The organism is Arthrobacter sp. CDRTa11 (assembly GCF_026427775.1).
Classification (GTDB): Bacteria; Actinomycetota; Actinomycetes; order Actinomycetales; family Micrococcaceae; genus Arthrobacter.
Window position 1 is genome coordinate 4,173,298 of record NZ_CP044532.1, and the last position, 24,709, is coordinate 4,198,006.

A 24,709-nucleotide genomic window follows, 5' to 3' on the forward strand; every position below is an offset into this window, starting at 1 on the left:
ACGGCGCGGCGCTTGAGGATCAGCCGGGAAGGTGGAAGTTCACGCCGGATCAGGCGTCGCAGCAAGAACCGGCGTGAGCTCCGGCTGCGGCAGCCGTTCCGTCACAGCCTCCGAGTTCCGGTAGGACGCCAGGAAGGCTGCAATCCGTCTAACCGCCTCCCTGATGTCCTGGACAGCCGGCAGAATCACAAACCGGAAATGATCGGGCCTGGGCCAATTGAACGCCGAGCCGTGGGACACCAGGATCTTCTGTTCCCGCAGAAGGTCAAGGACAAACTGCTCGTCGCTTTCGAAGGGGTAAACCTCCGGGTCCAGCCGCGGGAAAAGGTACATGGCACCGGCAGCGGGAACGCACGTCACGCCCGGAATGGCAGTGAGGAGTTCCAGGGCCAAGTCCCGCTGTTCCCGGAGCCTGCCACCGGGCCGGATCAGTTCATCAATGCTCTGGTAGCCGCCAAGGCACGTCTGGATGGCGTGCTGGGCGGGCACATTGGGGCACAGCCGCAGCGAGGCCAGCAATTCCAGCGCTTCCCGGTACGCCAGAGTGGCCGTGCGGGGACCGGTGATGGCTACCCAGCCCGCCCGGTATCCCGGCATGCGGTAAGCCTTGGAAAGTCCGCTGAACGTCAGGCAGCAAACATCTTCTGCCACGGCAGCGGTATGGATGTGCTCGGCATCCTCATACCTGACTTTCTCGTAGATCTCGTCAGAGAAAAGCACCAGGTCATGTTTGCGGGCCAGGGCAGCAAACTCTTCCACGATGCGCCTGGGATAGACCGCGCCTGTGGGATTGTTGGGATTGATGATGACGATCCCTTTGGTCCGGCTGGTGATCTTGGACTCGACGTCTGCCATGTCCGGCCACCAGTTCCGGTCCTCATCACAGAGGTAGTGGACAGGCCGCCCACCAGTCAGCGTCACGGCAGCTGTCCAGAGCGGGTAGTCCGGCGCGGGGACCAGGATTTCGTCATCGTTTTCCAGGAACGCCTGGAGGGTCATGGAAATGAGTTCGCTGACACCGTTGCCAATGAAAATGTCCTCGACGCCGATCTGCATCAGCCCGCGCGTCTGGTAATACTGCGAAATGGCAGTCCGGGCCGAGAATATGCCCTTTGAATCGCTGTAGCCCTGCGCTCCACGCAGATGGTGGATCATGTCCACCACGACGGATTCAGGCGCTTCCAGGCCAAAGGGAGCTGTGTCTCCAAGATTCATTTTGAGGATACGGTGCCCCTCCGCCTCCATCTTTCGTGCCGCCTGGAGGATGGGACCCCTGAGTTCATACTTGACGTTCTGGAGCTTGCTGGAATATTGCATCGGAGGCATGACTCATCATTTCACAGCGGAGGCCCGGTCAGGAGGGGCCCGTCTGGACCGCAACGCGCCGCGCATTCATCCACAACAGCAGGCCAATGACCGCGGCCGACGCCATGCCCAGCGCCCCGGTGACAACCAGTCCCGTCCGAACGCCGAAGGCCTCGGTGAGCCAGCCCGCCAAAAGGCCACCCAGGGCATGCCCGCCCAGCAGAAGCGGCAAGTAGAGCGCCATCACCCTTCCGCGGATTTCCGGACCGGCCTCCAGCTGCACGGCGGTGACCGCACTGGTGAGGAACAGCAGCGTCATGAGGCCCACAATGACCAGCATGATGGCGAAGAGCACCAGGGAGGGCATCAGGGCGGCCACCAATTGGGTAAGCCCAAAAAGTCCGGCAGCGGCAACGATCCCCCTGCGGCCCATGTTTTTGAGGCGGGCCGCCAGCAGTGCTCCGGCCAGTGCGCCCAAGGAACTGAGTGTGTTGAACATGCCAAATCCGGCCACACCGTTGTGCCACACCCGCTCGGCGAAGGCCGCCAGCACCACGGGGCCGTTCATGCCAAATGCCCCCATGAGGCCGGCCAGGGCGATGATCAGCAGGAGTGAGGGCCTGTCCCTGACGTAACGGAACCCGGCCAGGAGCTGGCCGCGCCCACGGACGGCCGGTGTGCTGTGATGCAGTTGTGCGGGACGGATGGCTGCAATCATGGCCAGCACCAGCAGGCATAGGAGGGAATTGGCAGCGAAGGCCACTGCAGATCCGGCCTGGGCGATGATCACGCCGCCTAATGCGGGACCGACCATTGCTCCCAGCTGGGCAATGGCGTTATTGAGGCCGATGGCAGGCTGCAGGGCGGCGTCGCCCACCACCTCGTTCACGAACACATGGCTTGCAGGCTGGTTGATTGCGGCGGTAACACCCAGCGCAACGCAGCTTGCGTACACGGCCCAGACAGTGATGGTGCCGCTGGCTGCCCAGGCGGCCAGGCCCATCGCAAGGAGGGCAATCACGGCCTGGCAGATAAGCATGATGCGGCGCTTCGGAAAGACATCCACCAGCAATCCAGCCAGCGGCCCAACAATGAGCATGGGCAGAAACTGCAGGGCTACGGCTACACCCACGGCAGCGGGGCTTCCGGTCAACTGGAGCACCAGCCAGTCCTGGGCCAGCCGCTGCATCCACACGCCAACGTTGCCGGTCAGCTGTACACCGAGAAAGAGGCGGTAATTGCGGTGCGCCAGCGGGTGATACCAGCGGGGCGGAGGCTCTGGAACGCGGAGGGACTCTGGGGACTGGTGGCGGTCGGAAGACACGTCGGACTCAACTCGGTAGTGATGGGGAAGGGCGTGGAAAGCACCCGGGAAGCTAGGTGCGGGTGGAGCGCATCTTGACTGAAGCGGAAGCCAGGATCAGGGTGCCCGGAACCACCACAAACAGGGCCGCGAGCATCCAGACGAACACCACCGCGGCAAATAGAGCAGCGGCGAGGAGGAGGGAACCTGTCCAGTCACGCAGGGACAGCACTTTCGCCGTCGCCAACGCCGCCGTCCAAGATGTATCTTTCAATGCTGTGTCTTTCGCTGCTGGTCCGGACACTGCCGGTCCCGCCCCTGTGACTCCTGGCCCTGTGGCTCCCCACCCTGCGGCGTCGCCGGAAAAGTCGGACCACGCTGCTGCGGTGCGCAGAAGCAGGACCGCCGCCGCGGCGGCAAGAACCAGGGTGGCCGGAAGGATGACCGCCCGGCCGGGCAACTGCCCCACCAGTGCGAGCAACAGGTTCAGCCCAATCACGACGGCGGCTGCCGCCGTCGTGATTCCCAGCTTCCAGCTGCCCGGAAGGGCTAAGCGGAAGGTGCCCCAGAGGGCGCGGAGGGAATCGTCACGGCCGGAGAGGTGGCGTTCCAAGTGGGCGATGCCTGCCGCGTAGGCGGCGGGAATGGTGACCAGCGGAATGGACAGCACCAGCACCAGCAGCCCGGCCAGCAGGGTCTCGGAAAACAGCGCGAAGCGGTTGACCGGGATGGGTTCATTGCGGCCGGATGCGGGTGTGGTGCTGTCCATGATGCTCATATTCTGTCAGCCCTCGGTTCTCTAGCCCTTGAGGCCCTGGGTGGAGACGCCTTCAACGATGTAGCGCTGGAACACCAGGAAGAAGATCAGCACCGGCAGCAGGGCCAGGACGGACATGGCGATCATTGCGCCGTAGTCCGAGCTCTGGGTCTGGTCCTGGTAGAGGCGCAGCGCCAGGGGCAGCGGGTACTTTTCCGGGGTGTTCAGGTACAGCAGCGGAGCAAGGAAGTCGTTCCAGCTCCAGATGAAGGAGAAGATCGACGTGGAGATCAGCGCCGGTTTCATCAGGGGCAGCATGATGGAGCCGAAGATCCTCACGTGTCCGGCGCCGTCGATCCGGGCTGCCTCGTCCAGTTCAGACGGAAGGTTGCGCATGAACTGCACCATCAGGAACACGAAGAACGCGTCAGCAGCCAGGAACTTACCGATCAGCAGCGGGATGTACGTATCCACCAGGCCCAGCTGCTGGAAGACGATGTACTGCGGAATGATGACCACGTGGAACGGCAGGAGCAAGGTGGCGATCATCATGCCGAAGAACACGTTGCGGCCGGGAAACTTGATCCTGGCGAAAGCGTAGGCCGAGACGCTGGCGGACACGATGGTGCCCACCACGGCACCGAGGGCCAGGATCAGGGAATTGGTGAAGAACTGCAGGGTGGTGACCCCACCGATTCCCTCCATGGCCGTGACGAAGTTGTCGAAGCTGAAGTTGTTCGACCACAACGCAGTCGTGGCGCCGCCGATCTCGGAGTTTGGCTTGAACGACGATGCGACCATCCACAGTGCCGGGTAGAGCACCACAGCCGTCAGGCCAAGGGCCACGACGTGGAAGATGATGCTCTTCATCCGTTTGGCACCGGCTGATTCGGACTTCGGGTTGTAGTGTTCGGCCGGCGCCTGGGGCGCCGACTGGGTGGGGGTTGCCATGGTTGTCATTTTGCATCACCGCTGTAGTGGACCCAGGACTTGGACGTGCGGAAGAAGATCAGGGTAATGATGCCGACGACGATCACCAGGAGCCAGGCCATTGCCGAGGCGTAGCCCATCCGGAAGTCGCTGAAGCCCCGCAGGTACAGGTAAAGGGTGTAGAAGAGTGTGGAGCCGGCCGGTCCGCCTTCACCGTTGGAGATGATGTAGGCCGAGGCGAAGATCTGGAACGCGTGGATGGTTTCCATCAGCAGGTTGAAGAAGATCACCGGGGAGAGCATGGGCCAGGTGATGTTGAAGAACTTCCGCACCGGTCCGGCACCGTCCATGGACGCTGCCTCGTAGAGGTCTGCCGGGATCTGCTTGAGGCCGGCGAGGAAGATCACCATGGGAGCGCCGAACTGCCAGACAGTCAACAGGACGAACATGGGCATGGTCATGGAAGGGTTGCCCACCCAGCCACCGAGGTTGATTCCGAAGAAGGACAAGCCCTGGTCCACCGGGCCGGCGTCGCCGAAAATCGCCTTCCAGACGATCGCGATGGAGACGGACGCGCCGATCAGGGAGGGGGCATAGAAAGCCGAGCGGTAAAAGCCCTGGCCCTTGCGCTTGCTGTTGAGCAGCATGGCCACTGCCAGCGCGGCGGCCAGCTTGAGCGGGGTACCGAACACCACGTAGGACACGGTCACGCCCACCGACTGCAGGAACCGTTCGTCCTGGAACAGGGTGGTGTAGTTGTCCAGCCCGATCCATTTGGGCGGCTCGAAGAGATTGTAGTTGGTGAAGGAGAGGTACAGCGAGGAAATCATCGGGCCCACGGTGAGTGCGATGAATCCCAGCAGCCAGGGCAGCAGGAAAGTGTAGCCGGCGCGGGCGTCCGCCCCGCGCTGCTTTGACTTACGCAGCGTGGGAGCGGACGGCGTCGAACGCCTGCTCAGGGTTGGGCTTTGAGTCACGAGTTCATTCCGTCAGTTGTGAAGGTCTGGCAGCCAGTCTGCTGCTCAGGCGTTCTGCTTGATGAGGTCTTCGGCTTCCTTGAACCATGCGTCCGCGGCGCCGTCGATCGTCACCTTGCCGTAGTTCAGGTCAGAGCTGATGCGCTTGAAGGAAGCCTCCAGCGTGCCGAAACCGACGATGGGCGGCTCAGGCGCATCCTTGAGGTACTTCTCGATGGACTTCTCGTAGTCAACAACCAGCTTGTCGGTGCCTTCGAACGTGGTGCCGTCACGCTGGGTCTTGGACGCCGGAACACCACGGGAAGTCTTGAAGATCTGGCCGACCTCAGGATCGTTGACCATAAAGTCGATGAAGCGTGCTGCAGCGTCCTTGTTCTTGGTCTTGGCGCTGGCCACCATCAGCATCGAGGGCTTGAGGAAGAGGCCCAGGTTGTCCTGGTCATCCGAGGGGACCGGAACCAGCTTCAGTTCCTTGGCGCCGCTGTCCGAAAGGTAGCCGGCCATGAAGTTGTCCCAGGTGACTTCCGTTGCGGTCACGTTGGAACCGAACGGGGACTTCGGCGCGAGCTGGGTAACGCGCTCTTCCGAAACGATGGCCGGCGTACCGCGGAGGCCTGCGGTGGTGTTCCACCACTTCTTCATATCGTCCTTGGTGAAGCCGAGCTTGCCGTCTTCGGTGAACGCTTCGATGTTGTTCTGGCGCAGCCAGATGTTGAACATCCACCACACACCGGTGTAGTCGGTGCCGCCGAAGATCGCGCCGTTGCTCTTGCTTCCCACCTGGGTCAGGAACTCGTTGAATTCCTTGTAGGACCAGCTGCCGTCCGGCTCGGCAATGCCGAGGGAAGCCAGCTTGGCCGGATCGTAGTAGACAGCGAAGGCGTTGGTGCTGGTGGGGATGCCGTAGGTCTTGCCCCTGATCTGGCCGGAGGGCAGGAGGGACTTGTCGAAGGCGTCCGTGTTGATCTTGACGGTGCCCAGGTCCAGGAGCTGGTTGCGCTGGCCGTAGTCACGCAGGTAGGAGAGGTCCCACTGCATCACGTCAGGCAGGCCGCCGCCGGCTGCCTCGGTGGCACGCTTCTGCCAGTAGCCCGCGAAGTCGGTGAAGTTGCCGTTGACCTTGATGTCCGGGTTCTTCGACTCAAACAGGGCGATGGCCTTGCGGGTGCGCTCGGCGCGGTCGTCGTTGCCCCACCAGGTGTAGTCAATGTTGACCGGGTTTTCCGCTGAGCCCGTCTCCCCGGACGTGCTGGAACCTGTGCCACAGGCCGCCAAAGCTGCGGCAGATGCGGTGCCTACAGCCACAGTGGTGAGGAAATTCCTTCGGTTGATCATGAGAGCCTCCTTGCTCGATATGGTGCAAACCCTATTCCCCCATTGGGAGCAGTGAGCTGGCTTACACACCTTCTGAAACGATACAATATCTTCAATTCCCGTGATGGGCAAGCGTTTTCCAAACATCCGATTTCGGGTACGTTCTTACTTACCCCTAAACAAGGAGTCCTATGACTTTGCAGCAAACCCCTGGCCCGGAGAGTGTTTGGAGCAAGGTGGAAGGGATCGCCTACGGCGGCGATTACAACCCCGAGCAGTGGCCTCAGAGCGTCCGGCTTGAAGACCTGGAATTGATGAAGGAAGCCGGCGTTACCTTCCTCAGCGTGGGGATCTTTTCCTGGGCCCTTCTGGAACCGACCGAAGGCACGTACGACTTCGGCTGGCTGGACGAGGTGATGGACAACCTTGCATCCGCGGGAATCAGAGTAGCCCTGGCAACGGCAACCGCTGCTCCCCCGGCCTGGCTGGTGCGCAAGCATCCGGAAATCCTGCCGGTGACGGCTGACGGGACCGTGCTGGGACCCGGATCGCGGCGGCACTACACGCCGTCGTCGGCTGTTTACAGGCGGTATGCAACGGGCATCACCCGCGTCATCGCGGAGAGGTACAAGGAGCACCCGGCGTTGGCGCTGTGGCACGTGGACAACGAGCTGGGCTGCCATGTCAGTGAGTTCTACGGGCCGGAGGACGCCGCTGCCTTCCGGGCCTGGCTGGAGCGGCGGCACGGAAGCATCTCCGCCCTCAACGCCGCCTGGGGAACTGCATTCTGGTCGCAAAACTACGGATCCTTCGACGAAATCCTCCCGCCCGGAGCGGCGCCCTCCACCCTGAATCCAGGGCAGCAGCTGGACTTCAAGCGGTTCAGCTCCTGGGCGTTGATGGACTACTACTGTGAACTCGTCGCGGTCCTGCGGGAGGTCACGCCGGGCACTCCGGCCACCACCAACCTGATGGCATCGAGCGGCTGCAAGGCATTGGACTACTTCGACTGGGCCAAGGACCTGGATGTCATCGCCAACGACCACTACCTGGTGGCTGAGGATCCGGAACGGCACATCGAGCTGGCGTTCAGCGCGGACCTGACCCGGGGAATTGCAGGCGGTGACCCGTGGATCCTGATGGAACATTCCACGTCGGCCGTCAACTGGCAGCCACGCAACCAGCCCAAGATGCCCGGCGAGATGCTGCGCAATTCGCTGGCGCACGTGGCACGCGGCGCGGACGCTGTGATGTTCTTCCAGTGGCGCCAGAGCTTTGCGGGTTCGGAGAAATTCCATTCGGCGATGGTGCCGCACGCCGGACGCGATACGCGGGTGTTCCGGGAGGTGGTGGGCTTGGGTGCCGCGCTGAAGCAATTGGCTCCGGTCCGGGGCTCACGGGTGGAGTCCCAGGTGGCCATCGTGTTCGATTACGAAGCGTGGTGGGCCAGCGAAATCGACTCCAAACCGAGCCAGGATGTTAAGTACCTGGACCTGCTCAGGGCTTTCCACCGGTCACTTTTCCTGCGGGGGATCTCGGTGGACATCGTGCATCCTTCTGCGTCGCTGGAGGGCTACAGCCTTGTTCTTGTCTGCACGCTGTACTCCGTCAGTGATGCCGCTGCCGCGAATATTGCGGACGCCGCGCGCGCCGGGGCCACCGTCCTCATCACCTATTTCAGCGGAATCGCGGATGAGAACGACCACGTCAGGTTGGGCGGCTACCCTGGTGCTTTCCGCGAGCTCCTGGGCGTTCGCGTGGAGGAATTCCACCCACTGCTGCAGGGGGTTCAGCTGAAGTTGAGCGATGGCGGGCTGTCTTCTGTGTGGAGCGAACATGTCCAGCTGGCGGGGGCCGAAGCGGTTCAGACTTTCACCCAATACCCGTTGGAGGATGTCCCGTCACTGACGCGGAACACCGTTGGCGACGGCGCGGCCTGGTACTTGGCCACATTCCCGGACCCCGACGGCATCGAGGCGATCGTGGACCGGCTGGTAGCTGAATCCGGTGTGGCAGCCGCTGCCTCCGCGGATGCCGGTGTGGAACTGACCCGCCGCCGTGCTGATGACGGCCGCAGTTTCCTGTTCGCCATCAACCACTCACAGTCTTCGGCCACGGTGCACGCATCCGGACTTGACCTGCTCACGGGAGATCGATTTGGGGGCAGCGTTTCGGCTGGAAGCGTTGCGGTGATCGCGGAGGACTAACCGGGTTCTCAGGTATCCGGCTCCGTTCCTCCCGACCCGTACCCTTGATCTGGTCACCCGCCTACGGGTGACCAGTTATTGTCGTACCCCTTTGGCAGAGTGGACCTATGGAAGCCATTGGGGAACAGCTTGCGGAGCACCGCGGTACCGTCGCCGCGCTTTCCCTGGCGTCGCGCGATGCCCATCGGGCCGCTCCTTCCAGGATCACGACGCAAAATCCGGTGACCCCTTAAATGTCGCACCTCTTTGGCAGAGTGGACCTATGGAAGCGATTGGGGAACAGCTTGCGGAGCACGGCGGTATCGCCTTGCTGACACCTGCAGGCACCCCGGTGGCCGGCCTTTCAAATTCAAGTAAGGCGTCCGACGGCGGTGCCCGGCATGGCGGGCTTTCTCACCTTCGCGCCGTCCCGGCCAGCCCAGCATGGACGGCCGAAACCGCCGAGGGAGCCGTGGCGGCCGGGCCTGCTGAGGCCTCGGGCCCATCTGAAGCGGTTGGACCGACTGGAACGATTGGGGTGGCCGGCCTGGTTTCGCTTGTGAACCGTGCTGCGGCCGCCGCTCCGGACATTCTGGCGCTGGCAGGCTACGTGGAGGCCTCAGACTTCGCCGGAGAGGTCGAGGAGCTCGCCCGGACCGTGGACTACCTGCAAATCCTCTCCGCCGGCGCCGTGGACCGCACCCGGACCCAGGCCATCACCGAAGCCAACACCAGAACCAGCCGCCCCAGCCCCGGCACACCATCCGCCGCCACCGGCACCAGCGGCTGGGTCACTGGCTGGAACAACGGAACAGAAACCCTCCGCGAAACGGACGCCGCCTGGCCCGCCACCAGCCCCACAAGCACCAGCCCCGAAATGACCGCTAGGACGGAAACATCAGTGCCGCGGTCCCCTGCCGATGACGGCTGCCGGAACACCGCCGAATTCCTGCGCCTCAGACTCCGGATCGGCATCAGCGAGGCCCGCCGCCGGCTCCACCTCGCCCACGACACCCTCCCCGCCACCACCCTCACCGGAGACCCCACACCCCCACCCCGGGAACACCTCGCCACAGCACTGGCACCAACAACCAGCACACAACAACCCGGCACCGAAGAAGCCGACGCCCCTGACGGGACCGGCCTCCCCGGCAGCCGCATCGCGTGCAGCCCGGCTGTGTCCTCCCGCGCCGGGACTATCATCGCCACCACCCTGGACCGGCTCCGGCACCACACCACCCCCGAAACGCTCACCCGGATCGAACAGCACCTCACCGGCACCGCAGCCACCGCCGATCCCGACTTCCTCACCCGCGTCGCCCGCCGCTGGTCAGACACCATCGACGCCGACGGCACCGAACCCAGTGAAGAAGCACTCCGCAACACTCAAGGCGCCTTCATCCGCAAACCCCGCCACGGCCTCCACCGCATCGAAATCCTGGCCACCACCGACCAATACGAACACTTCCTCACCGTCATGAACACCGCCACCAACCCCCGCACCACCACCCCACCCACCGGAACAGGTGACGGTGCCGGCATTGGTGCAGGCGGCGGGGACGGCGGACAAACGGGTGCACAAACAAGCGGGCATCAGCAGGTCTGGCAGGACGCGGACGTGGACCTGGACCGGCGCACCCGCTCCCAAAAACAACTCGACGGCATCATCACCGCCATCAAAGCCGGCCTCACCACCAACACCCTGCCCACCACCGGCGGCAACCGACCCCAAATCCTCGCCACCATCAACTACCAAGACCTCCTCCCCCACCTCCCCCAAACCGATTTCATAGCCAACCCAGAAAACAGCGCCGCCGCAGCCACCGGCAAAACAATCGGCACAGGCACTGGCGCTGGCAAACAGACAGGGACCGGGAACTTCACCTTCACCGGACCCGTCGCCGCCACCACCCTCCGCAAAATCGCCTGCGACGCCGACATCATCCCCGCCCTCCTCGGCACCCACGGCGAGATCCTGGACCTCGGCCGCAAAACCCGCCTCTTCACCACCACCCAACGCCTCGCCCTCACCGCCCGCGACCAAGGCTGCACCTTCCTCCACTGCACCATCCCAGCCCCCTGGTGCGAAGCCCACCACATCACCTACTGGTCACACGGCGGCCCCACCAACCTCAACAACGGCGCCCTCCTCTGCACCCACCACTATCACCTCATCCACAAAGAACAATGGACCATCACCAACAGCAACGGCGTCCCCTGGTACACACCCCCACCCCACATCGACCCCACCCAAAAACCCCAACAAAACACCTACTTCAAACCACCCCCACCACCACAGGAATAAATTTGGCGGATCGTGCTGAAGTGGTCTGCGTCTTCGCCGGTCGCGGCTCGTAACGGATCCTGCAGGGAAAATCACTGCAGGGACAGCAGGTTCCAATTCTGGGACTAAGCATGTTGCCTGGTCCACGAACCTCCTACGGGTTGGCTATGACCTTCAGTGGTCCTTCCTCCGCCGTCGGAACTTCGAAGTGGTCAAAGTACTCGGCGGCCAGTTCCTCACTTAAAGTGAAGTCGTTCGCATGCGCGGCCAATCGGGATCGGATTCGGGACAGAACCACCTCCCGGGGTGTAGCCAGATAGATGGTCTCCGGCTCCACCCCCAGCGGCCTCAGCAGACGACGGTATTTCTCACGCATTTCCAAAGACCAGAAGGAAAAGTCGAGGACCACATCCTTCCCCGACTCCACAAGGGCGACAAGACGGTCTTGAAGATCCGACTCAATTTCGGTGTGAAGCCCTGCCCCCAAAGGCATGGCGCGAAGGCCCAGCTCCCAGGCAGCCTCATCAAAGGAGAGCCGCACCATTCCGTCCCTCTCCAACTGGCAAGCGATCGTGGATTTGCCGGCGCCTGCTGGACCACACATGAAAATGACCTGGGACATGTCCCCGATCCTAGGTGCGCAAACTCCTAGGCGCACGAAGTGGACAGTAGCCGTTAAATAGATCCGTCCCGGCCGGAACCAGAGGTTCCAACCGGGACGGAAGCCGCTTCCCGCCGTCGGACGTGCTCTGCAAGCACTGCGTAAGCAGTGAATGTCCTGAGCGGTAAGCGGATTTAGCTGCTGATGGCCGATTTCATTTCGTCATGGGCCTTCTTGCCGGCCTCATCCGTGGAAAGCCTGTTGAAGAGGACCTCAGAGGTGTAGCGCTTGACGATTTCCTGGATGGCTCCGGCACCCTTCGGCGGCGGGGCCGGGGCCTCACCCAACTCTTCCTTGATCTGGTCAATGAACTTGACCACCTTGATGTCAGCGGGGGTCAGCTTGGATTCGATGGCTGCCCGGACATCGGAGTTCGGGTAGACACCGCGGTCCGCCAGCAGTGCCTCGCCGGCTTTTTCGTTGTTGGCCAGGAAGTTGATGAACTGGGCTGTCTCCTCGGGGTGCTTGGTGCGTGAGGAAGCTGACCAGAACTGGGATGCCTTGTACCAAAGCTGAGTATCCGCGGCTTTCCCGGTCTTGGACGGGAAGCGAAGGATCTGGAGTTCTGTGCCTGCTGCCTTCTCAAGTGCCGGAAGCTGGTTGGACCACCAGAAGGCGAGCCCGTTCTTGCCTGTAGCCAAGCCACTCTGATCGAGCGGCGCAGCCTCCGCCTCCACAACCTCGGACGCTGAAGGAACTGCCTTGTTCTCGCTCAGCTGCTTCAGGAAGGCCCACCATTCGGCGATGTCGCCGGGCTCAAAACCCAGCTTGCCGTCGGAGGTGTACAGCGACTTGCCGTTCTGACGGAGCCAGACGCCCAACGACGCTTCATCAGTACCGTACGCCGCAGCGCCGTAGCTGCCCTTGGGGGACTTGGCGGTAACCTCCGCGGCGATCCGCTCGAAGTCCTCCCAGGTCCACGTCTTGTCATCCGGAAGCGGCACGCCGGCAGCCTGGAAAACGGCAGGGTTGGCGATGATAGTCGCCGCGTTGATGCCGGCCGCGATACCCGTCAGGCCGTCCTCGCTCTTTCCGGCATTGAGAGCCGCTTCGTCAAGCTTGGACGTATCAATCTCGTACTTGGACAAATCCAGAAGCGCACCCCGACTGGAATATTCCGTGATGTACTTTTCATCCATCTGGATAATATCGGGGGCGTCATTGGCAGCAACCTGGGTGGCGAGCTTGTCCCAATAGCCGCTCCAGTCGCCATATTCAGGCTTGATCTTGATCTTCGGATTCTCGGCTTCGAAAGCGTCAATGGCCGCCTGTGTCAGCTGAGCCCGCTTGTCGCTGCCCCACCAGGAGAAACGAAGCTCAACGGTTCCGTCCGCACTTTGCGGCGCGGCTCCCCCACCGCAGGCACTCAGGGCAAGGACGACGGCGGCTGCCGCGGCAACCACGCCTGTCTTGCGCAGGGGGCTCTTACGGAGTCGGCGGACTGCTCCGGTGGATGATGTCTCTGCCTGGCGTTGCCTTGCAGAGTCAGGGCGGGGAAAAAGCTGCACTGGGTACTCCGATCTTCTTTGATCTTGTCGCTGGGGATGAGAAATGAGGAAACGCTTTCTTGGATCTGATACTACAAGTAGAAAACTTGTATTACAAGGTGTTTTCCAAGGGAAATAGTGGGCACAATCTGGACCGCGCTTCAGTGAGCACATCGCAGATCCGGCGGCGCCACCCTAAAGCGGGCCGCCGGATCAAAAGGGTGTAATTGGTGCGTGCGCGTCAGCGCGGAGGCGGAGTCTGAAAGAAGGCTCCCCGCGCAGTGGGGTATAGCTATTTGATGCCGGTGGTGGCGATGCCCTTGATGAGGAACCGCTGGCCAAAGAGGAACACCAGGAACACCGGCAGGAGCGACACGATGGACATGGCAAACAGCGATCCCCAACTGGTGGCGGACTGCGAATCCACAAACGCCCGCAGCGCCACCGGAACCGTGAACATATCCGGATCCGTCAGGTAGATGAGCGCCCCGAAGAAGTCGTTCCAGGTCCAGATGAAGGTGAAGATGGTGGTGGTGGCCAGCGCCGGAACCATCAGCGGCAGGATAACCCGCAGGAAGATGCGGGGGTGGCCGGCGCCGTCGATCCTTGCGGCCTCATCCAGGTCCTTGGGGATGCCGCGGATGAACTGGACCATCAGGAAGATGAAGAACGCGTCGGTGGCCAGGAGCTTGGGCACCAGGAGCGGCCAGAAGGTGTTCACCCAGCCGATCTGGGAGAACAGGATGTACTGCGGCACAATCACCACGTGGAACGGCAGCATGATGGTCAGCAGCATGATGCCGAAGAACAGCTTTTTGCCCGTGAACTGCAGGCGGGCGAAGGCGTAGGCAGCCATGGAGCATGAAATCAGGTTTCCGAGGATGGACCCAATCACCACTATGGCCGAGTTCAGCATGTAGTGCCCGAAGGGATGGGTCAGCGCGGACCAGCCATCGGTGTAGTTGCTCATTTCCAGGCTGTTGAGCCACAGGCCGGGCTCCCGGAAGATGAGATCGTTGGGCCGAAGCGAGGAAACAACCATCCACAACAGCGGGTAAATCATCAGGCCGCCGGCCAGAATCAGGATGGCATGCTTCATCAGGGCCTTGGAGCGGGCCGCACGGCTGAAGGCAAGGGTCCCGCGGGATTCGCGGGCCTTCCTGGGCTTGCGGTGGTTCGTTGGCGTACCGGCGCCGGCAGATTCTTTGTCCGGGGCGGGCAGCGTCTGAAGCTTAGTCATCATAGAAAACCCAATACTTTGCGGCGATGAAGTTGATGGCGGTAAACACACCGATGATGACCAGCAGGAACCACGCCATGGCGGAGGCATAGCCCATGTCGAACTGGCCAAAGCCCTTCTGGTACAGGTACAGCGTGAAGAACATCGTGGAATCCGAGGGGCCGCCGTTGCCGCCCGAGACGATGAACGCCTGTGTGAAGGACTGGAATGACCCGATGATCTGGAGCACCAGGTTGAAGAAGATGATGGGGCTCAGCATCGGCAGGGTGATCCGCCAGAACTGCTGGAGTGTGCCGGCGCCGTCCACCCTCGCGGCCTCGTAATACATCACCGGAATCTGCCGGAGGCCGGCCAGGAAGATAATCATGGGTGCACCGAAGGTCCATACGTGCAACAGGATGATGGAGCTCAATGCGGTGCTGGGATCGGAAATCCACCCAGGCCCCTGGATGCCGAACATTGCCAGGGCCTGGTTCACCAGGCCAGTGGTTCCAAAAATCTGCTTCCAGAGGATGGCCACAGCCACTGAACCACCAAGGAGCGATGGCAGGTAGAACACGGACCGGTAGAACGGAAGGCCGCGGAGGCCCTTGTCCAGCACCAGCGCGATCAGCAGCGCCACAGCAAGCTGGAGTGGCACGCCCACCAGGACATAAGTGAAGGTCACACCGAGAGAGTTATGCAGCCGGGCGTCGCTGAACATGCGGATGAAGTTGTCCAGGCCGGTCCATTCTGGGGGCTGCAGCAGGTTGTAGTCCGTGAAGGAGAGATACAGCGACATCAGCATGGGGCCGATGGTGATGGCCACCAGGCCCACCAGCCACGGCAGGAGGAAGATGTAAGCGGCCTTGTTGTCGCGGCCGTTTGCCTTCTTCTCTTCGGCCGTGACGGGTCCCTTGCGCTTTGTCAGGGAGCTTAATTCGCTGATGGCACTCATTGCGGCCACCCCGCTGCTCGCAGCAGCCCCGCTCCGGCAGGCATGCCTGCCGGCCGCGGTGCCCGGGGGATATGTTTAGCGGCCATGTGGTCTCCTTTGGTCATCGTGGCCATCCACGTTGTGGTGATCGCCGTTGGACGATCAGTGTTTGGTCCGCCCCCAATGGCGGAGCTGTTGTCAAAGCTCTCCCAGCCGGCCTTGGGCCGCGGAGCGTTGAAAGCGGCTCCGTACCAAAGTAAACGGTTTCTTGACTCCTGTATAGCCCTTTGTTAGTTTTTGAGAAAGCGTTTTCTGCTCTAGCAGTCACTCTACCTGTTTCTTCCTCGGCATATTGTGGGGACCGGTGTCCTCTGAGGGACCCAGTAACCTCCCGAACACCCGAATCCTTCGAAAAGCGGTAGACCGGAAGAGCAGTAGACCAGACCAGCAGCATCCTTCGATTCACAGGCAGGCCAGTGAGCATACAAATCCAGCCCGTCCGGCCAAGCGCCATCGCCGGTTACGAAGATTGGCCTGCATACGTTCGAAACACTGCCCGCTACCAGGCTGCCAGCCCCCAATCCCAGGAATTAGCGGACGTCCTCGGCGTTCCGGGCGCTTCCCCCACACCGCGCGTCACCACGGTGTGGGAGCAAACGTACGACGGCGTCACCACCTCCCAGCTCAGCTGGCAGTTGGGTTTCGGTCCCCGCACCACTGGCTGGCTTTTGCGTCCGGCCGGAAGCCCCGGACCCCTGCCCGGAATCCTGGCCCTGCACTGCCACGGCGGGAACAAATTCGGCGGGGCCGACAGGCTGGTGGACCTGCCCAAATCCCACCCCTCGGCGAAAGCCGCTCGCGCAGCCCTCTACGACGGCCGTGCACTGGCGACCGAAATCGCCCGAGCAGGCTCCGCCGTCCTGGCCCACGACACCTTCGCCTGGGGCAGCCGCCGCTTTGACCTTTCCGTCCCTCCGTGGCGGACGGGCGCGGCACTGGAGGCGAGGATGTCGCAGTGGCGGCAGGACGGCGTCGTACCTTCCGACGCTGACCTCTACAACGCTGCCGCGGGAATCCACGAGGACACCGTGGCGAAGGCTGCGGGCCTGCTGGGCACAAGCTTTGCCGGCATGGTGGCGCACGATGACCTCGCAGCATTGGAGATCCTTGGCGGCCTGCCGGGCGTGGATTCGGAGCGCCTGGGCTGCCTCGGCTTCTCCGGCGGCGGTGGACGCGCACTGACGCTGGCAGCCCTCAGCCCACGGGTCCGGAACTACGTGGTGACGTGCATGATGGCAACGTTCCAGTCGCTGCTGCCAGCCTACCTGGATGCGCATTCCTGGCTGCTGCAGACGCCCGGCATCTGGAAACTTGGCGATTGGCCGGAGCTGACGGCGAGGTCGGCTGCCACCGGATTTCTGGTGCAGTATGCCCTGAACGACGAACTGTTTCCTGAAGCGGGCATGCGCGACGCCCATCAGCTCCTGGAGTCCCTGCACACCTCCGCCGGCTACCAAGGCAGCTGGTGGCCGGGCCAGCACGTCTTCACGGGCGAGATGCAAAAAGAGGCCATAAGTTTTCTCGCAAATACCCTGGGTGCCCAGAACCCTTCCGGCCTGAACCATCCAACCGTTCCCACCATTTAGCAGGCAAGGATCCTTGATGACGCAGCAACCCGCCACCACCGCACCCGGTACCTCTGTAGCGGCAGGCGAAGCCACCGTCCCGGATGCACGCCCCCGAATAGCCTTGGTGGGCGTGCATGGCTTCGGCGAACGGCACCTTGCGAACTTGGCGCGGCTCGAGGGATCGGGCGCCCTGGAGCTGGTGGCCGTGGCGGATCCCAACCCGCCCCAGTCGGGACGGCTCGCCGAATCGGTAGCGGTTTTCAACACCCTGGACCAACTGCTGGCCGCCGGCCCGGTCCCAGACGTGGTCATCCTGGCCACCCCGATCCAGACCCACGCACCCCTGGCACTGGCAGCCCTCGCCGCCGGCGCGGACGTCTACGTGGAGAAGCCGCCGGTGGCCTCCCTGGCCCAGTTCCAGAGTGTCCTGGCAGCGGCGGAAATCTCCGGACGGCTGGTCCAGGTGGGATTCCAGAGCCTCGGGTCCCAGGCTCTGCCGGCCATCCGGGACGCCATCGAGTCCGGTACGGTCGGCCAGGTATTGGGCTTTAGCGCCACCGGGATGTGGCAGCGGAACAAGGGCTATTTCAAGCGCTCACGCTGGGCGGGCAAGCGAAGCCTGGACGGGGTGGACGTGGTGGACGGCGTGGCCACCAACGCACTGGCTCACGCGGTTGCCACCGCGCTCAGTATGGCCGGCGCCCACACTATCGCGGACGTGGCATCAGTGGAGACGGACCTCTACCGCGCCAACGGGACCCAAAGCGATGACACGTCCATCCTCCGCGTCCGCACCGCCGCCGGGCAAACCCTGCTCTGCGCCCTCACGCTCTGCGCGCCGGAACAGCAGAATCCGTCCGTTACAGTCCACGGCACCCTGGGCGAGATCACGTTCTTGTACACGGAGGACGAGCTGGTGATCACCACACCGGCCGGGGAACGCCGTGAATCTTTCGGCCGGACCGACCTGCTGGAGAACCTGCTCGAAGCCCGGAAGTCCGGAACACCGCTGCTTTGCGCCCTTCCGGACACCGGTGCGTTCACTTCCGTGCTCGAGGCCATCCGCATCTCTCCTGATCCGCAGGAGATCGGCCCTGAACACTTCACCTGGGTTGGCGAAGGGGACAATGCCCATGCCGTGGTCCACGGCATTGCCGGACTGATCGAACGAGCCGTCAAGGCCCAGGCGACCTTTGCTGAACTGGGTGTCCCGTGGGCCCGCAGCCTGCCCCCGGCCCAGACCCTCAGCATCGACGGGAAGCCAGTGGCCGGCTACCAGGACGGGAGCCATATCCGGGCCGTTTCTTCGCCTCGGCCCTACCTGCACCCGGTCCGAACTCTTGCCGGAACTGTCGTCACCGACCATCAGCCGTTGGACCATGTCTGGCACCTTGGCGTCGGCGCGGCCCTCCAGGATGTGGATGGCGTCAATTTCTGGGGTGGCCGCACCTATACCCGTGCCGCCGGAGAATACATCTGGCGCCCGGACCACGGCCGGATCGTGCGCACTGAGGCTGCCGAGTCCGAGGGCCGGCTGAGCGAGACGCTCTCCTGGAACGGACCCGACGGCGACCCGATCCTCAACGAGCAGCGCACCTGGACGTGGGACGCTGTGAGCCCCTCCGTCTGGCGCCTGACCCTGCATTTTGCGCTGTCCCCCGCCGGCAATCAGCCGGTGAGCCTGGGCAGCCCCGGTTCAAACGGACGCCACCAAGGCGGCTACGGCGGCTTCTTCTGGCGGCTTCCCGAATGTAGTGGCGCCGCTGTGTGGACCCCTGCGGCTGCCGGGGAGGCCGCCGTTCACGGGAGTGTGGCACCGTGGCTGGCCTGGTCCGGAACGTTCGATGCAGGATTCAGCGGCGGGACGGGCGACGGCGGGACGGACGACGGCGGCGGAACGGCGGACGGCGGTGGCACTGACCGAAGCGCAACCTTGGTGTTCGTTGCCGAGGAAGGTTCCACCGATCCGTGGTTTGTCCGGGTGGACGGATATCCGGGTGTGGGCCAATCGCTCGCCTGGGATACCCCGGTCATCGCCGAACCCGGTACTGCCGTTCGCCGCGGAGTAACCGTGTTCATAGCCGACGGAATCCTGGCTGCGGAAGACATCGAGGCATTGATCAACAAACAGGGGGAAAAACGATGAGCCAGACAGCAACCGAGGCAACGGCCACGCAAGTGGTGCCGGCGCAGGATCCAAAACAGTCAGCGGACGTGGCCGGGCGGGTGACGCCGGCGTCGGCGGAAGACCGGGCCATCAAACGGCGCCGTGTCCTGGACATCCTTGACTCCGCCGGCCGTGACTCGCTGCTTCTGACCAGCCACACGGCGCTGACCTGGTACCTGGACGGCAGCCGGGTACACATCAGCCTGGCAGGGGACCCGATCGCTGCGTTGCTGGTGGACCGGGAGAGCGATCACCTGGTGACGTTCAACAACGAGGCAGGACGCATAGCCGCCGAGGAACTGCCTGCCGGCGTCTCCCTTCACTCCGTGCCCTGGTACGGCAACCTGCACGAGGCTGCTGCCGCCGTCGGCCTCAACACCAGGGATGGCGGTTCCACGGGTGCGATCACCAACGGCTCGGCTCCACACGAAGGGCCGCTGGCGGAAGCCGCCGTCGCCGACAAGCTCAGGGCGGCACGCCAGCAGTTGCTGCCGGCTGAAAGCGCACGTTATGCCCACCTGAGCGCGGAACTCGCAGGCATCATGACCGATGTCCTGTCCACGGCGAAGCCAGACACCACAGAGTTCGAGCTGGTGTCGGCACTCGCCGGCCGGGTAGTAGCCGCCGGCGCCGAGCCGCTGGTGCTTTTGTGCAACGGCAGCTCGCGCAGTGACTTCCGCCATCCCCTGGCCACACACTCCCCATTGGGCCGTCGCGCCATGGCCGTGGTGTGCGCCCGCCGGGACGGGCTGGTCTCCAACATCACCCGCTGGGTAAGATTCGACGCCGGCACTCCGGAGGAGCTGGATGCCGAGGCCCGGATTGCGGCCGTGGAAGCCGACATCTTCGACGCCACAGTCCCGGGTGCCCGGCTGGACCGCATCTTCACCGAGATCAAATCGGCCTACACCCGGCATGGTCTTGGGGCAGACCAGTGGGAGAATCACCACCAGGGCGGGCCTGCCGGGTACGCGGGACGTGATCCCCGGGTCACCGGCGCCGTCCCAGATACCGTCGTGCTGAACCAGACGTTCACTTGGAACCCGTCCGGACCCGCCGTCAAGATTGAAGACACCATCCAGCTCACGGAGTCGGGCATCAAGGTACTCACGGTCGACGAACGCTGGCCGGCAACCCTCGTCAACGGAATCCGCCGGCCCCTGACGCTTCAGCTCTGACGTGCGGGTTCCAGTCTCCCAACTAAGTCGCGCTATCTGTCGTTTTGAAGGGTCATAACGACAGTTAGCGCTACCCAGTTGGGCGAAGGGAAGTCCTGGGCGCACAGTTGGGCCGGGGCTGGCAAACCAGAAGCGCAACAGAGCGTCATTGGTATAGACCAACGCGCCATTTCGATGCTTCGGCAGGCAGTAATTTCACCTGGATGCTGCTCCTTAAGCCCTGTTGAGGCGGATTTGACTTGAATCCCGGGCCGAAGTGGGCAGGCCGTCCCTCCCTTGATCAGGCCGCGGCGTGTGCCAATTCGAAACCGCAGGCCAGGCCCCAAAAGGACCCGCGGTTGGAGGCCCGGAACAGGTTTTTTGGCGTGTTTTTTCTCACCCTGGCTGTCCTTGCAGGCCGGACCGGCGTCTCAATAGCGTGACACGGGACCGCGAAGCATCAGCGAAGGGACCGCAATGCCATCAGAAACTGTCATCACACCAGCCAGCAAACTCCGAAGATCCCTGACGGCAGGGCTCCGGTGGGACCTCCCGGCGTCACTGGTGGTGTTCCTGGTGGCAGTACCACTGTCCTTGGGAATAGCGGCTGCATCCGGCGCCCCCGTTATGGCTGGCCTGATTGCCGCGGCCGTCGGAGGAATCGTGGCAGGGAGCCTCGGTGGATCAGCTCTTCAGGTCAGCGGACCCGCCGCCGGCCTCACTGTCATTGTGGCTGGCCTGATCGAACAGTTCGGCTGGCAGGCAACGTGTGCCATCACCGCCGCAGCCGGTGTGCTTCAGGCGTTGCTCGGTGCGGCCAGGATCGGCCGTGTGGCACTGGCCATCGCCCCGGTGGTGGTACACGCCATGCTGGCCGGCATCGGCATCACCATCGTGCTGCAGCAGCTTCACGTGATGCTTGGTTCGGCATCCGCCAGTTCCGCCTGGGAGAACATCACCGCCATTCCGGCAAGCATCTTCTCGATTGACATGACTGCAGCTGTTCTGGGGGCCGTTGTCATTGGGGTGCTCGTGGTCTGGAAGCACCTTCCCTCCCCCGTCCGCCGGATTCCGGGGCCGCTCGTAGCCGTCATCGCAGCCACCCTCCTCTCCCTGCCTTTCACCGTGGACAGAATCACCTTCGACGGCTCGCTCCTGGACGCCCTGTCCTTCCCCGAGCTGCCGGACGGGAACTGGACAGCTGCAGTCGTAGGAGTGTTCACGATCGCACTGATTGCCAGCGTTGAGTCGCTGCTGTCGGCGGTGGCCGTGGACAAGATGCACCACGGCCGGCGGACCAATTTCAACCGTGAGCTCGTTGGCCAGGGCGCAGCCAACCTGACTTCCGGGCTGCTGGGTGGGCTTCCGGTGACGGGCGTCATCGTGCGAAGCGCCACCAATGTGGAGGCCGGCGCCCGGACACGGAAGTCAGCCGTGCTCCACGGTGTGTGGGTGCTGGTCTTCTCGCTGCTGCTGGCAGGCCTGATCCAGCTGATTCCCGAAGCCGTGCTTGCAGGACTGCTGATCGTGATCGGCACCCGGCTGGTCCGCGCCGCCGACATCCGGACTGCCCGGCTGACCGGCGATCTTACGGTCTATTGCGTCACACTGTTCTGCGTTGTTTTCGTCAACCTGCTCGCCGGCGTAGTTGCCGGGCTGCTTCTGGCGGTGGGACTTGTCCTCTGGCGCGTTGTGCGCGCCAGCATCCATGCAGAACAGCTTGCTGACCCCACCAGCAGCGGATCCAATGCCAGCTCCGGGGACCGGGACCGTTGGCGCGTGGTCATCGACGGATCCTGCAGTTTCCTTTCCCTGCCCCGCTTGAGTACCGTGCTGGCCTCCGTGCCGGCCGGCACTCACGTCACGGTGGAGCTGGAGGTGGACTTCCTGGATCACCCGGTTCACGACACCCTGGACGCGTGGCGGAACCGGCATGTGGGGAACGGCGGCACGGTGGTGATCGAGGAGAGTGGAACCGCCACACTCCACGGCGCCCAGGCCGGCCCGCCAAGCCGCGGCACCTCACGCTCGGCGCTTCGGGGCGGGTTTGCGCCCTGGCGCAGCTGGCAGCAGCGGATCCTGGCCGGGCACGGTGCAGCAGCACCGGACGTTCCCGGGCCCCTGCGTTCCATACTCTCGGGCGTGGACAACTACCACCGGCGTAACGCCCACCTTGTCCGGCCGCACGTCCAGGAGTTGGCTTCGTTCCAGGATCCGAACACCCTGTTCCTGACCTGCTCGGACTCCCGCCTGGTGCCGAACCTGATCACCAGCAGCGGTCCCGGAGACCTCTTCACTGTCCGGAATGTGGGCAACGTGGTGGGCAGCCAAGGGCTGGATTCATCTGTTGAAGCCGCCCTGGACTTTGCGCTCAACAAGCTGTCGGTGGAATCAGTGGTGGTGTGCGGTCATTCGGGTTGCGGCGCCATGACCGCGCTGAGCGCCGACCCGCAAGCCGTTGGGGCTTTCGACGACGGCCTGCAGGCCTCCACACGGGAAGGAACCTCCGGCGCGGCAACGGCTGCCGGGGAGCGGGGCGCCGTTGACGTCTGGCTTGATCATGCCAGGCCAAGCCTTGGCGCTTTCCGCACCGGGCATCCCGTCCAGGTGGCCGCAGCCGAAGCCGGGTACGACGCCGTGGACCAACTGGCGATGGTTAACGTCGCGGTGCAGCTGGACCGGCTCAACCGCCACCCCGGCCTGCAGGAGGCGCTGCAGGCCGGACGGGTTCACGTGGCCGGACTCTTTTACGATATTTCCACGGCCCAGGTCCTTCGGATCACGTCCACCGGCATCAGCCACCTAGATCCGCTGCCGTCCCAGTCCGTGGAGACCATGGAGGAAGAACAGCCTGTGCACTAGCAGGCAGCGGCTATTGGTATGACACTGCAGGCGGGGAAACCATCTCGGGTTCCCCGCCTGCAGTAATCCGCGAAGCGATTCGCTAAGGCAGCACCAGTTCGCCATCAACACGGCGCGGGATTCCCAGCGGGTTGCTTTCCCGGAGGGCCGGATGCAGGACGGCTTCGGGAGCATCCTGGTAGGCCACCGGCCGCTGGAACCGGCGTACCGCCGTCGCTCCCACCGAAGTGAACAGTGAGGTGGTGGCCGGGTAGGGTCCGCCGTGCTGCTGCGCCCAGTTGACGGCGACGCCGGTGGGCCAGCCGTCGAACAGCACGCGGCCGGCAAGGCCGGACAGCTGTTCCACGAGACCTGAAACGTCCTCGCCGGGCAGGGCGTGGACCGTGGCGGTGAGGCTGCCCGGAACCTTGGCCAGGACAGGGAAGAGCTCGTCCTGGTCCTGGTATTCGATCAGCAGCGTGGTGGGACCAAAGCACTCTTCAAGCAGCTCGTCCGGGCGCTCCAGGACATTGGCGGCTGAGGTGGAGAACACCACCGGTGCGGCACCGTCCCGGGTGGCATCCTGCTGCACCGTGCCACTGACTACAGTCACGCCGGGGACCGAAGCGACGCTGCGCAGGCCGTCCGGGTACGCGTCAGCGATGCGGCCGGTGAGCATGGCCGACGTCGGTTTGTCTTTGGTTGCCGCCGCCAAATCAGCGGCAAAACCGGTGCCGGTAGGGATAAAGACCAGGCCTGGCTTGGTGCAGAACTGGCCTGCTCCCATGGTGAAGGACCCTGCTAATCCGGCGGCGAGTTCGGCGGACTTCTCTGCCAGGGCCGCGCTGGTGATGACCACGGGGTTCAGGCTGCCGAGTTCGCCGTAGAACGGGATGGGATCGGGCCGGGAAACGGCCAGGTCAAAGAGCGCGCGGCCACCTGGGATGGAGCCCGTGAAGCCGACAGCCTTGATGTTGGGGTCCTGCACCAGGGCGGTGCCAACTTCGCGGCCACTGACCAAGGCGAAGAGGCCGTCCGGGGCACCGGCCGAACGCAGGGCCTCTGCCACAATCTCCGCGGTCCGTTCAGACAGCTTCAGGTGCCCGGAGTGGGCCTTGACAATAACCGAACATCCAACGGCCAGCGCGGATGCGGTGTCGCCGCCGGCCACCGAGAAAGCGAACGGGAAGTTGGAGGCTGAGAACACCGCCACCGGTCCGATGGGCCGCAGCAGGCGCCGCAGGTCATGCTTGGGCGGACTGGCGGCAGCGTCCGCGTGGTCAATGATGGCTTCGAGATACGAGCCTTCAGTAATCACCCGGGCAAAGAGGCGCAGCTGTCCGGAGGTGCGGGCCACTTCGCCCGTCAGCCGGACGGGGCCCAGGCTGGTCTCAGAATCGGCGATGTCCACCAGTTCGGCCACGTTGGCGTCAAGCGCGTCAGCAACGGCCGTCAGCCAGGCCGCGCGTTCGGCATCGGACGCGGCCGCCGCGATCTGCGCGGCCCGGGTGGCGGCGGCGGTGAGTTCGGACAGGGAAAGTGTTGCAGTTGTCACG

At 63.7% G+C, this 24,709-nt stretch carries 18 protein-coding genes; 7 read left to right on the top strand and 11 right to left on the bottom strand.

Features of this window, described 5'->3' with window-relative positions:
• Positions 1 to 39: 39 nt before the first annotated feature.
• The 6 genes from F8G81_RS18975 to F8G81_RS19000 are packed head-to-tail and all read right to left on the bottom strand — an operon-like array spanning position 40 to position 6,607.
• Positions 40 to 1,326 (bottom strand): pyridoxal phosphate-dependent aminotransferase, encoded by a 1,287-nt coding sequence (locus tag F8G81_RS18975; RefSeq protein ID WP_267276190.1) that lies wholly within the window; start codon positions 1,324 to 1,326, stop codon positions 40 to 42.
• Between the two features lie 28 nt (positions 1,327 to 1,354).
• Positions 1,355 to 2,629 (bottom strand): MFS transporter, encoded by a 1,275-nt coding sequence (locus F8G81_RS18980; protein ID WP_267276191.1) that lies wholly within the window; start codon positions 2,627 to 2,629, stop codon positions 1,355 to 1,357.
• 52 nt (positions 2,630 to 2,681) lie between these two features.
• Positions 2,682 to 3,386, bottom strand: a complete 705-nt coding sequence (locus F8G81_RS18985) for a Poxvirus protein I5 (RefSeq protein ID WP_267276192.1) — start codon at positions 3,384 to 3,386, stop codon at positions 2,682 to 2,684.
• A 21-nt stretch (positions 3,387 to 3,407) separates the two neighbouring features.
• Positions 3,408 to 4,325: a carbohydrate ABC transporter permease gene (locus F8G81_RS18990; RefSeq protein WP_267276193.1), complete on the bottom strand. Its 918-nt coding sequence runs from the start codon at positions 4,323 to 4,325 to the stop codon at positions 3,408 to 3,410.
• Positions 4,322 to 5,272 (bottom strand): carbohydrate ABC transporter permease, encoded by a 951-nt coding sequence (locus F8G81_RS18995; RefSeq protein WP_267276194.1) that lies wholly within the window; start codon positions 5,270 to 5,272, stop codon positions 4,322 to 4,324. The genes F8G81_RS18990 and F8G81_RS18995 overlap by 4 nt, the downstream gene beginning before the upstream one ends.
• A gap of 45 nt (positions 5,273 to 5,317) precedes the next feature.
• Positions 5,318 to 6,607, bottom strand: coding sequence for an ABC transporter substrate-binding protein (locus F8G81_RS19000; RefSeq protein WP_267276195.1), 1,290 nt, complete (start codon positions 6,605 to 6,607; stop codon positions 5,318 to 5,320).
• Between the two features lie 170 nt (positions 6,608 to 6,777).
• On the opposite strand from F8G81_RS19000, the gene F8G81_RS19005 reads away from it, so the two are divergent.
• The 3 genes from F8G81_RS19005 (at position 6,778) to F8G81_RS19015 (ending at position 11,077) form a co-directional block, all read left to right on the top strand.
• Positions 6,778 to 8,793 carry a beta-galactosidase gene (locus F8G81_RS19005; RefSeq protein ID WP_267276196.1) on the top strand — a complete coding sequence of 672 codons (2,016 nt, stop codon included), beginning with the start codon at positions 6,778 to 6,780 and terminating at the stop codon, positions 8,791 to 8,793.
• Positions 8,794 to 8,900: 107 nt separating this feature from the next.
• Complete coding sequence (locus tag F8G81_RS19010; protein ID WP_267276197.1) at positions 8,901 to 9,026, top strand: hypothetical protein; 126 nt, start codon at positions 8,901 to 8,903, stop codon at positions 9,024 to 9,026.
• A gap of 29 nt (positions 9,027 to 9,055) precedes the next feature.
• Positions 9,056 to 11,077, top strand: a complete 2,022-nt coding sequence (locus F8G81_RS19015; protein WP_267276198.1) for an HNH endonuclease signature motif containing protein — start codon at positions 9,056 to 9,058, stop codon at positions 11,075 to 11,077.
• A gap of 133 nt (positions 11,078 to 11,210) precedes the next feature.
• Here F8G81_RS19015 and F8G81_RS19020 read toward each other — a convergent pair whose 3' ends face one another.
• From F8G81_RS19020 to F8G81_RS19035, 4 genes are all read right to left on the bottom strand, one after another.
• A complete protein-coding gene (locus tag F8G81_RS19020; RefSeq protein ID WP_267276199.1) occupies positions 11,211 to 11,678 on the bottom strand; it encodes an AAA family ATPase in 468 nt (155 codons plus the stop codon).
• Positions 11,679 to 11,851: 173 nt separating this feature from the next.
• Entirely contained in the window at positions 11,852 to 13,225 is a 1,374-nt protein-coding gene (locus F8G81_RS19025; protein WP_267276200.1) for an ABC transporter substrate-binding protein, read from the bottom strand.
• Positions 13,226 to 13,496: 271 nt separating this feature from the next.
• Positions 13,497 to 14,447 (bottom strand): carbohydrate ABC transporter permease, encoded by a 951-nt coding sequence (locus F8G81_RS19030; protein ID WP_267276201.1) that lies wholly within the window; start codon positions 14,445 to 14,447, stop codon positions 13,497 to 13,499.
• Positions 14,437 to 15,381: a carbohydrate ABC transporter permease gene (locus tag F8G81_RS19035; RefSeq protein ID WP_267276202.1), complete on the bottom strand. Its 945-nt coding sequence runs from the start codon at positions 15,379 to 15,381 to the stop codon at positions 14,437 to 14,439. The genes F8G81_RS19030 and F8G81_RS19035 overlap by 11 nt, the downstream gene beginning before the upstream one ends.
• A 455-nt stretch (positions 15,382 to 15,836) precedes the next feature.
• On the opposite strand from F8G81_RS19035, the gene F8G81_RS19040 reads away from it, so the two are divergent.
• From F8G81_RS19040 to F8G81_RS19055, 4 genes are all read left to right on the top strand, one after another.
• Positions 15,837 to 17,006, top strand: a complete 1,170-nt coding sequence (locus F8G81_RS19040) for an acetylxylan esterase (RefSeq protein ID WP_267276203.1) — start codon at positions 15,837 to 15,839, stop codon at positions 17,004 to 17,006.
• 16 nt (positions 17,007 to 17,022) lie between these two features.
• Positions 17,023 to 19,134: a DUF6807 family protein gene (locus F8G81_RS19045; protein WP_267276204.1), complete on the top strand. Its 2,112-nt coding sequence runs from the start codon at positions 17,023 to 17,025 to the stop codon at positions 19,132 to 19,134.
• Positions 19,131 to 20,333 carry a M24 family metallopeptidase gene (locus F8G81_RS19050; protein WP_267276205.1) on the top strand — a complete coding sequence of 401 codons (1,203 nt, stop codon included), beginning with the start codon at positions 19,131 to 19,133 and terminating at the stop codon, positions 20,331 to 20,333. Before F8G81_RS19045 ends, F8G81_RS19050 begins: the two co-directional genes overlap by 4 nt.
• A 456-nt stretch (positions 20,334 to 20,789) precedes the next feature.
• Complete coding sequence (locus F8G81_RS19055) at positions 20,790 to 23,174, top strand: bifunctional SulP family inorganic anion transporter/carbonic anhydrase (RefSeq protein WP_267276206.1); 2,385 nt, start codon at positions 20,790 to 20,792, stop codon at positions 23,172 to 23,174.
• A gap of 82 nt (positions 23,175 to 23,256) precedes the next feature.
• Here F8G81_RS19055 and F8G81_RS19060 read toward each other — a convergent pair whose 3' ends face one another.
• Positions 23,257 to 24,708 (bottom strand): aldehyde dehydrogenase (NADP(+)), encoded by a 1,452-nt coding sequence (locus F8G81_RS19060; RefSeq protein ID WP_267276207.1) that lies wholly within the window; start codon positions 24,706 to 24,708, stop codon positions 23,257 to 23,259.
• Position 24,709: the final 1 nt, after the last annotated feature.

Excerpts from the sequence above, each read along its gene's own strand:
- F8G81_RS18975 (WP_267276190.1), bottom strand. The coding sequence starts at position 1,326 with ATGCCTCCGATGCAATATTCCAGCAAGCTCCAGAACGTCAAGTATGAA.
- F8G81_RS18985 (WP_267276192.1), bottom strand. The coding sequence starts at position 3,386 with ATGAGCATCATGGACAGCACCACACCCGCATCCGGCCGCAATGAACCC.
- F8G81_RS18990 (WP_267276193.1), bottom strand. The coding sequence starts at position 4,325 with ATGACAACCATGGCAACCCCCACCCAGTCGGCGCCCCAGGCGCCGGCC.
- F8G81_RS19000 (WP_267276195.1), bottom strand. The coding sequence starts at position 6,607 with ATGATCAACCGAAGGAATTTCCTCACCACTGTGGCTGTAGGCACCGCA.
- F8G81_RS19005 (WP_267276196.1), top strand. The coding sequence starts at position 6,778 with ATGACTTTGCAGCAAACCCCTGGCCCGGAGAGTGTTTGGAGCAAGGTG.
- F8G81_RS19010 (WP_267276197.1), top strand. The coding sequence starts at position 8,901 with ATGGAAGCCATTGGGGAACAGCTTGCGGAGCACCGCGGTACCGTCGCC.
- F8G81_RS19015 (WP_267276198.1), top strand. The coding sequence starts at position 9,056 with ATGGAAGCGATTGGGGAACAGCTTGCGGAGCACGGCGGTATCGCCTTG.
- F8G81_RS19020 (WP_267276199.1), bottom strand. The coding sequence starts at position 11,678 with ATGTCCCAGGTCATTTTCATGTGTGGTCCAGCAGGCGCCGGCAAATCC.
- F8G81_RS19030 (WP_267276201.1), bottom strand. The coding sequence starts at position 14,447 with ATGATGACTAAGCTTCAGACGCTGCCCGCCCCGGACAAAGAATCTGCC.
- F8G81_RS19035 (WP_267276202.1), bottom strand. The coding sequence starts at position 15,381 with ATGAGTGCCATCAGCGAATTAAGCTCCCTGACAAAGCGCAAGGGACCC.
- F8G81_RS19045 (WP_267276204.1), top strand. The coding sequence starts at position 17,023 with ATGACGCAGCAACCCGCCACCACCGCACCCGGTACCTCTGTAGCGGCA.
- F8G81_RS19050 (WP_267276205.1), top strand. The coding sequence starts at position 19,131 with ATGAGCCAGACAGCAACCGAGGCAACGGCCACGCAAGTGGTGCCGGCG.
- F8G81_RS19055 (WP_267276206.1), top strand. The coding sequence starts at position 20,790 with ATGCCATCAGAAACTGTCATCACACCAGCCAGCAAACTCCGAAGATCC.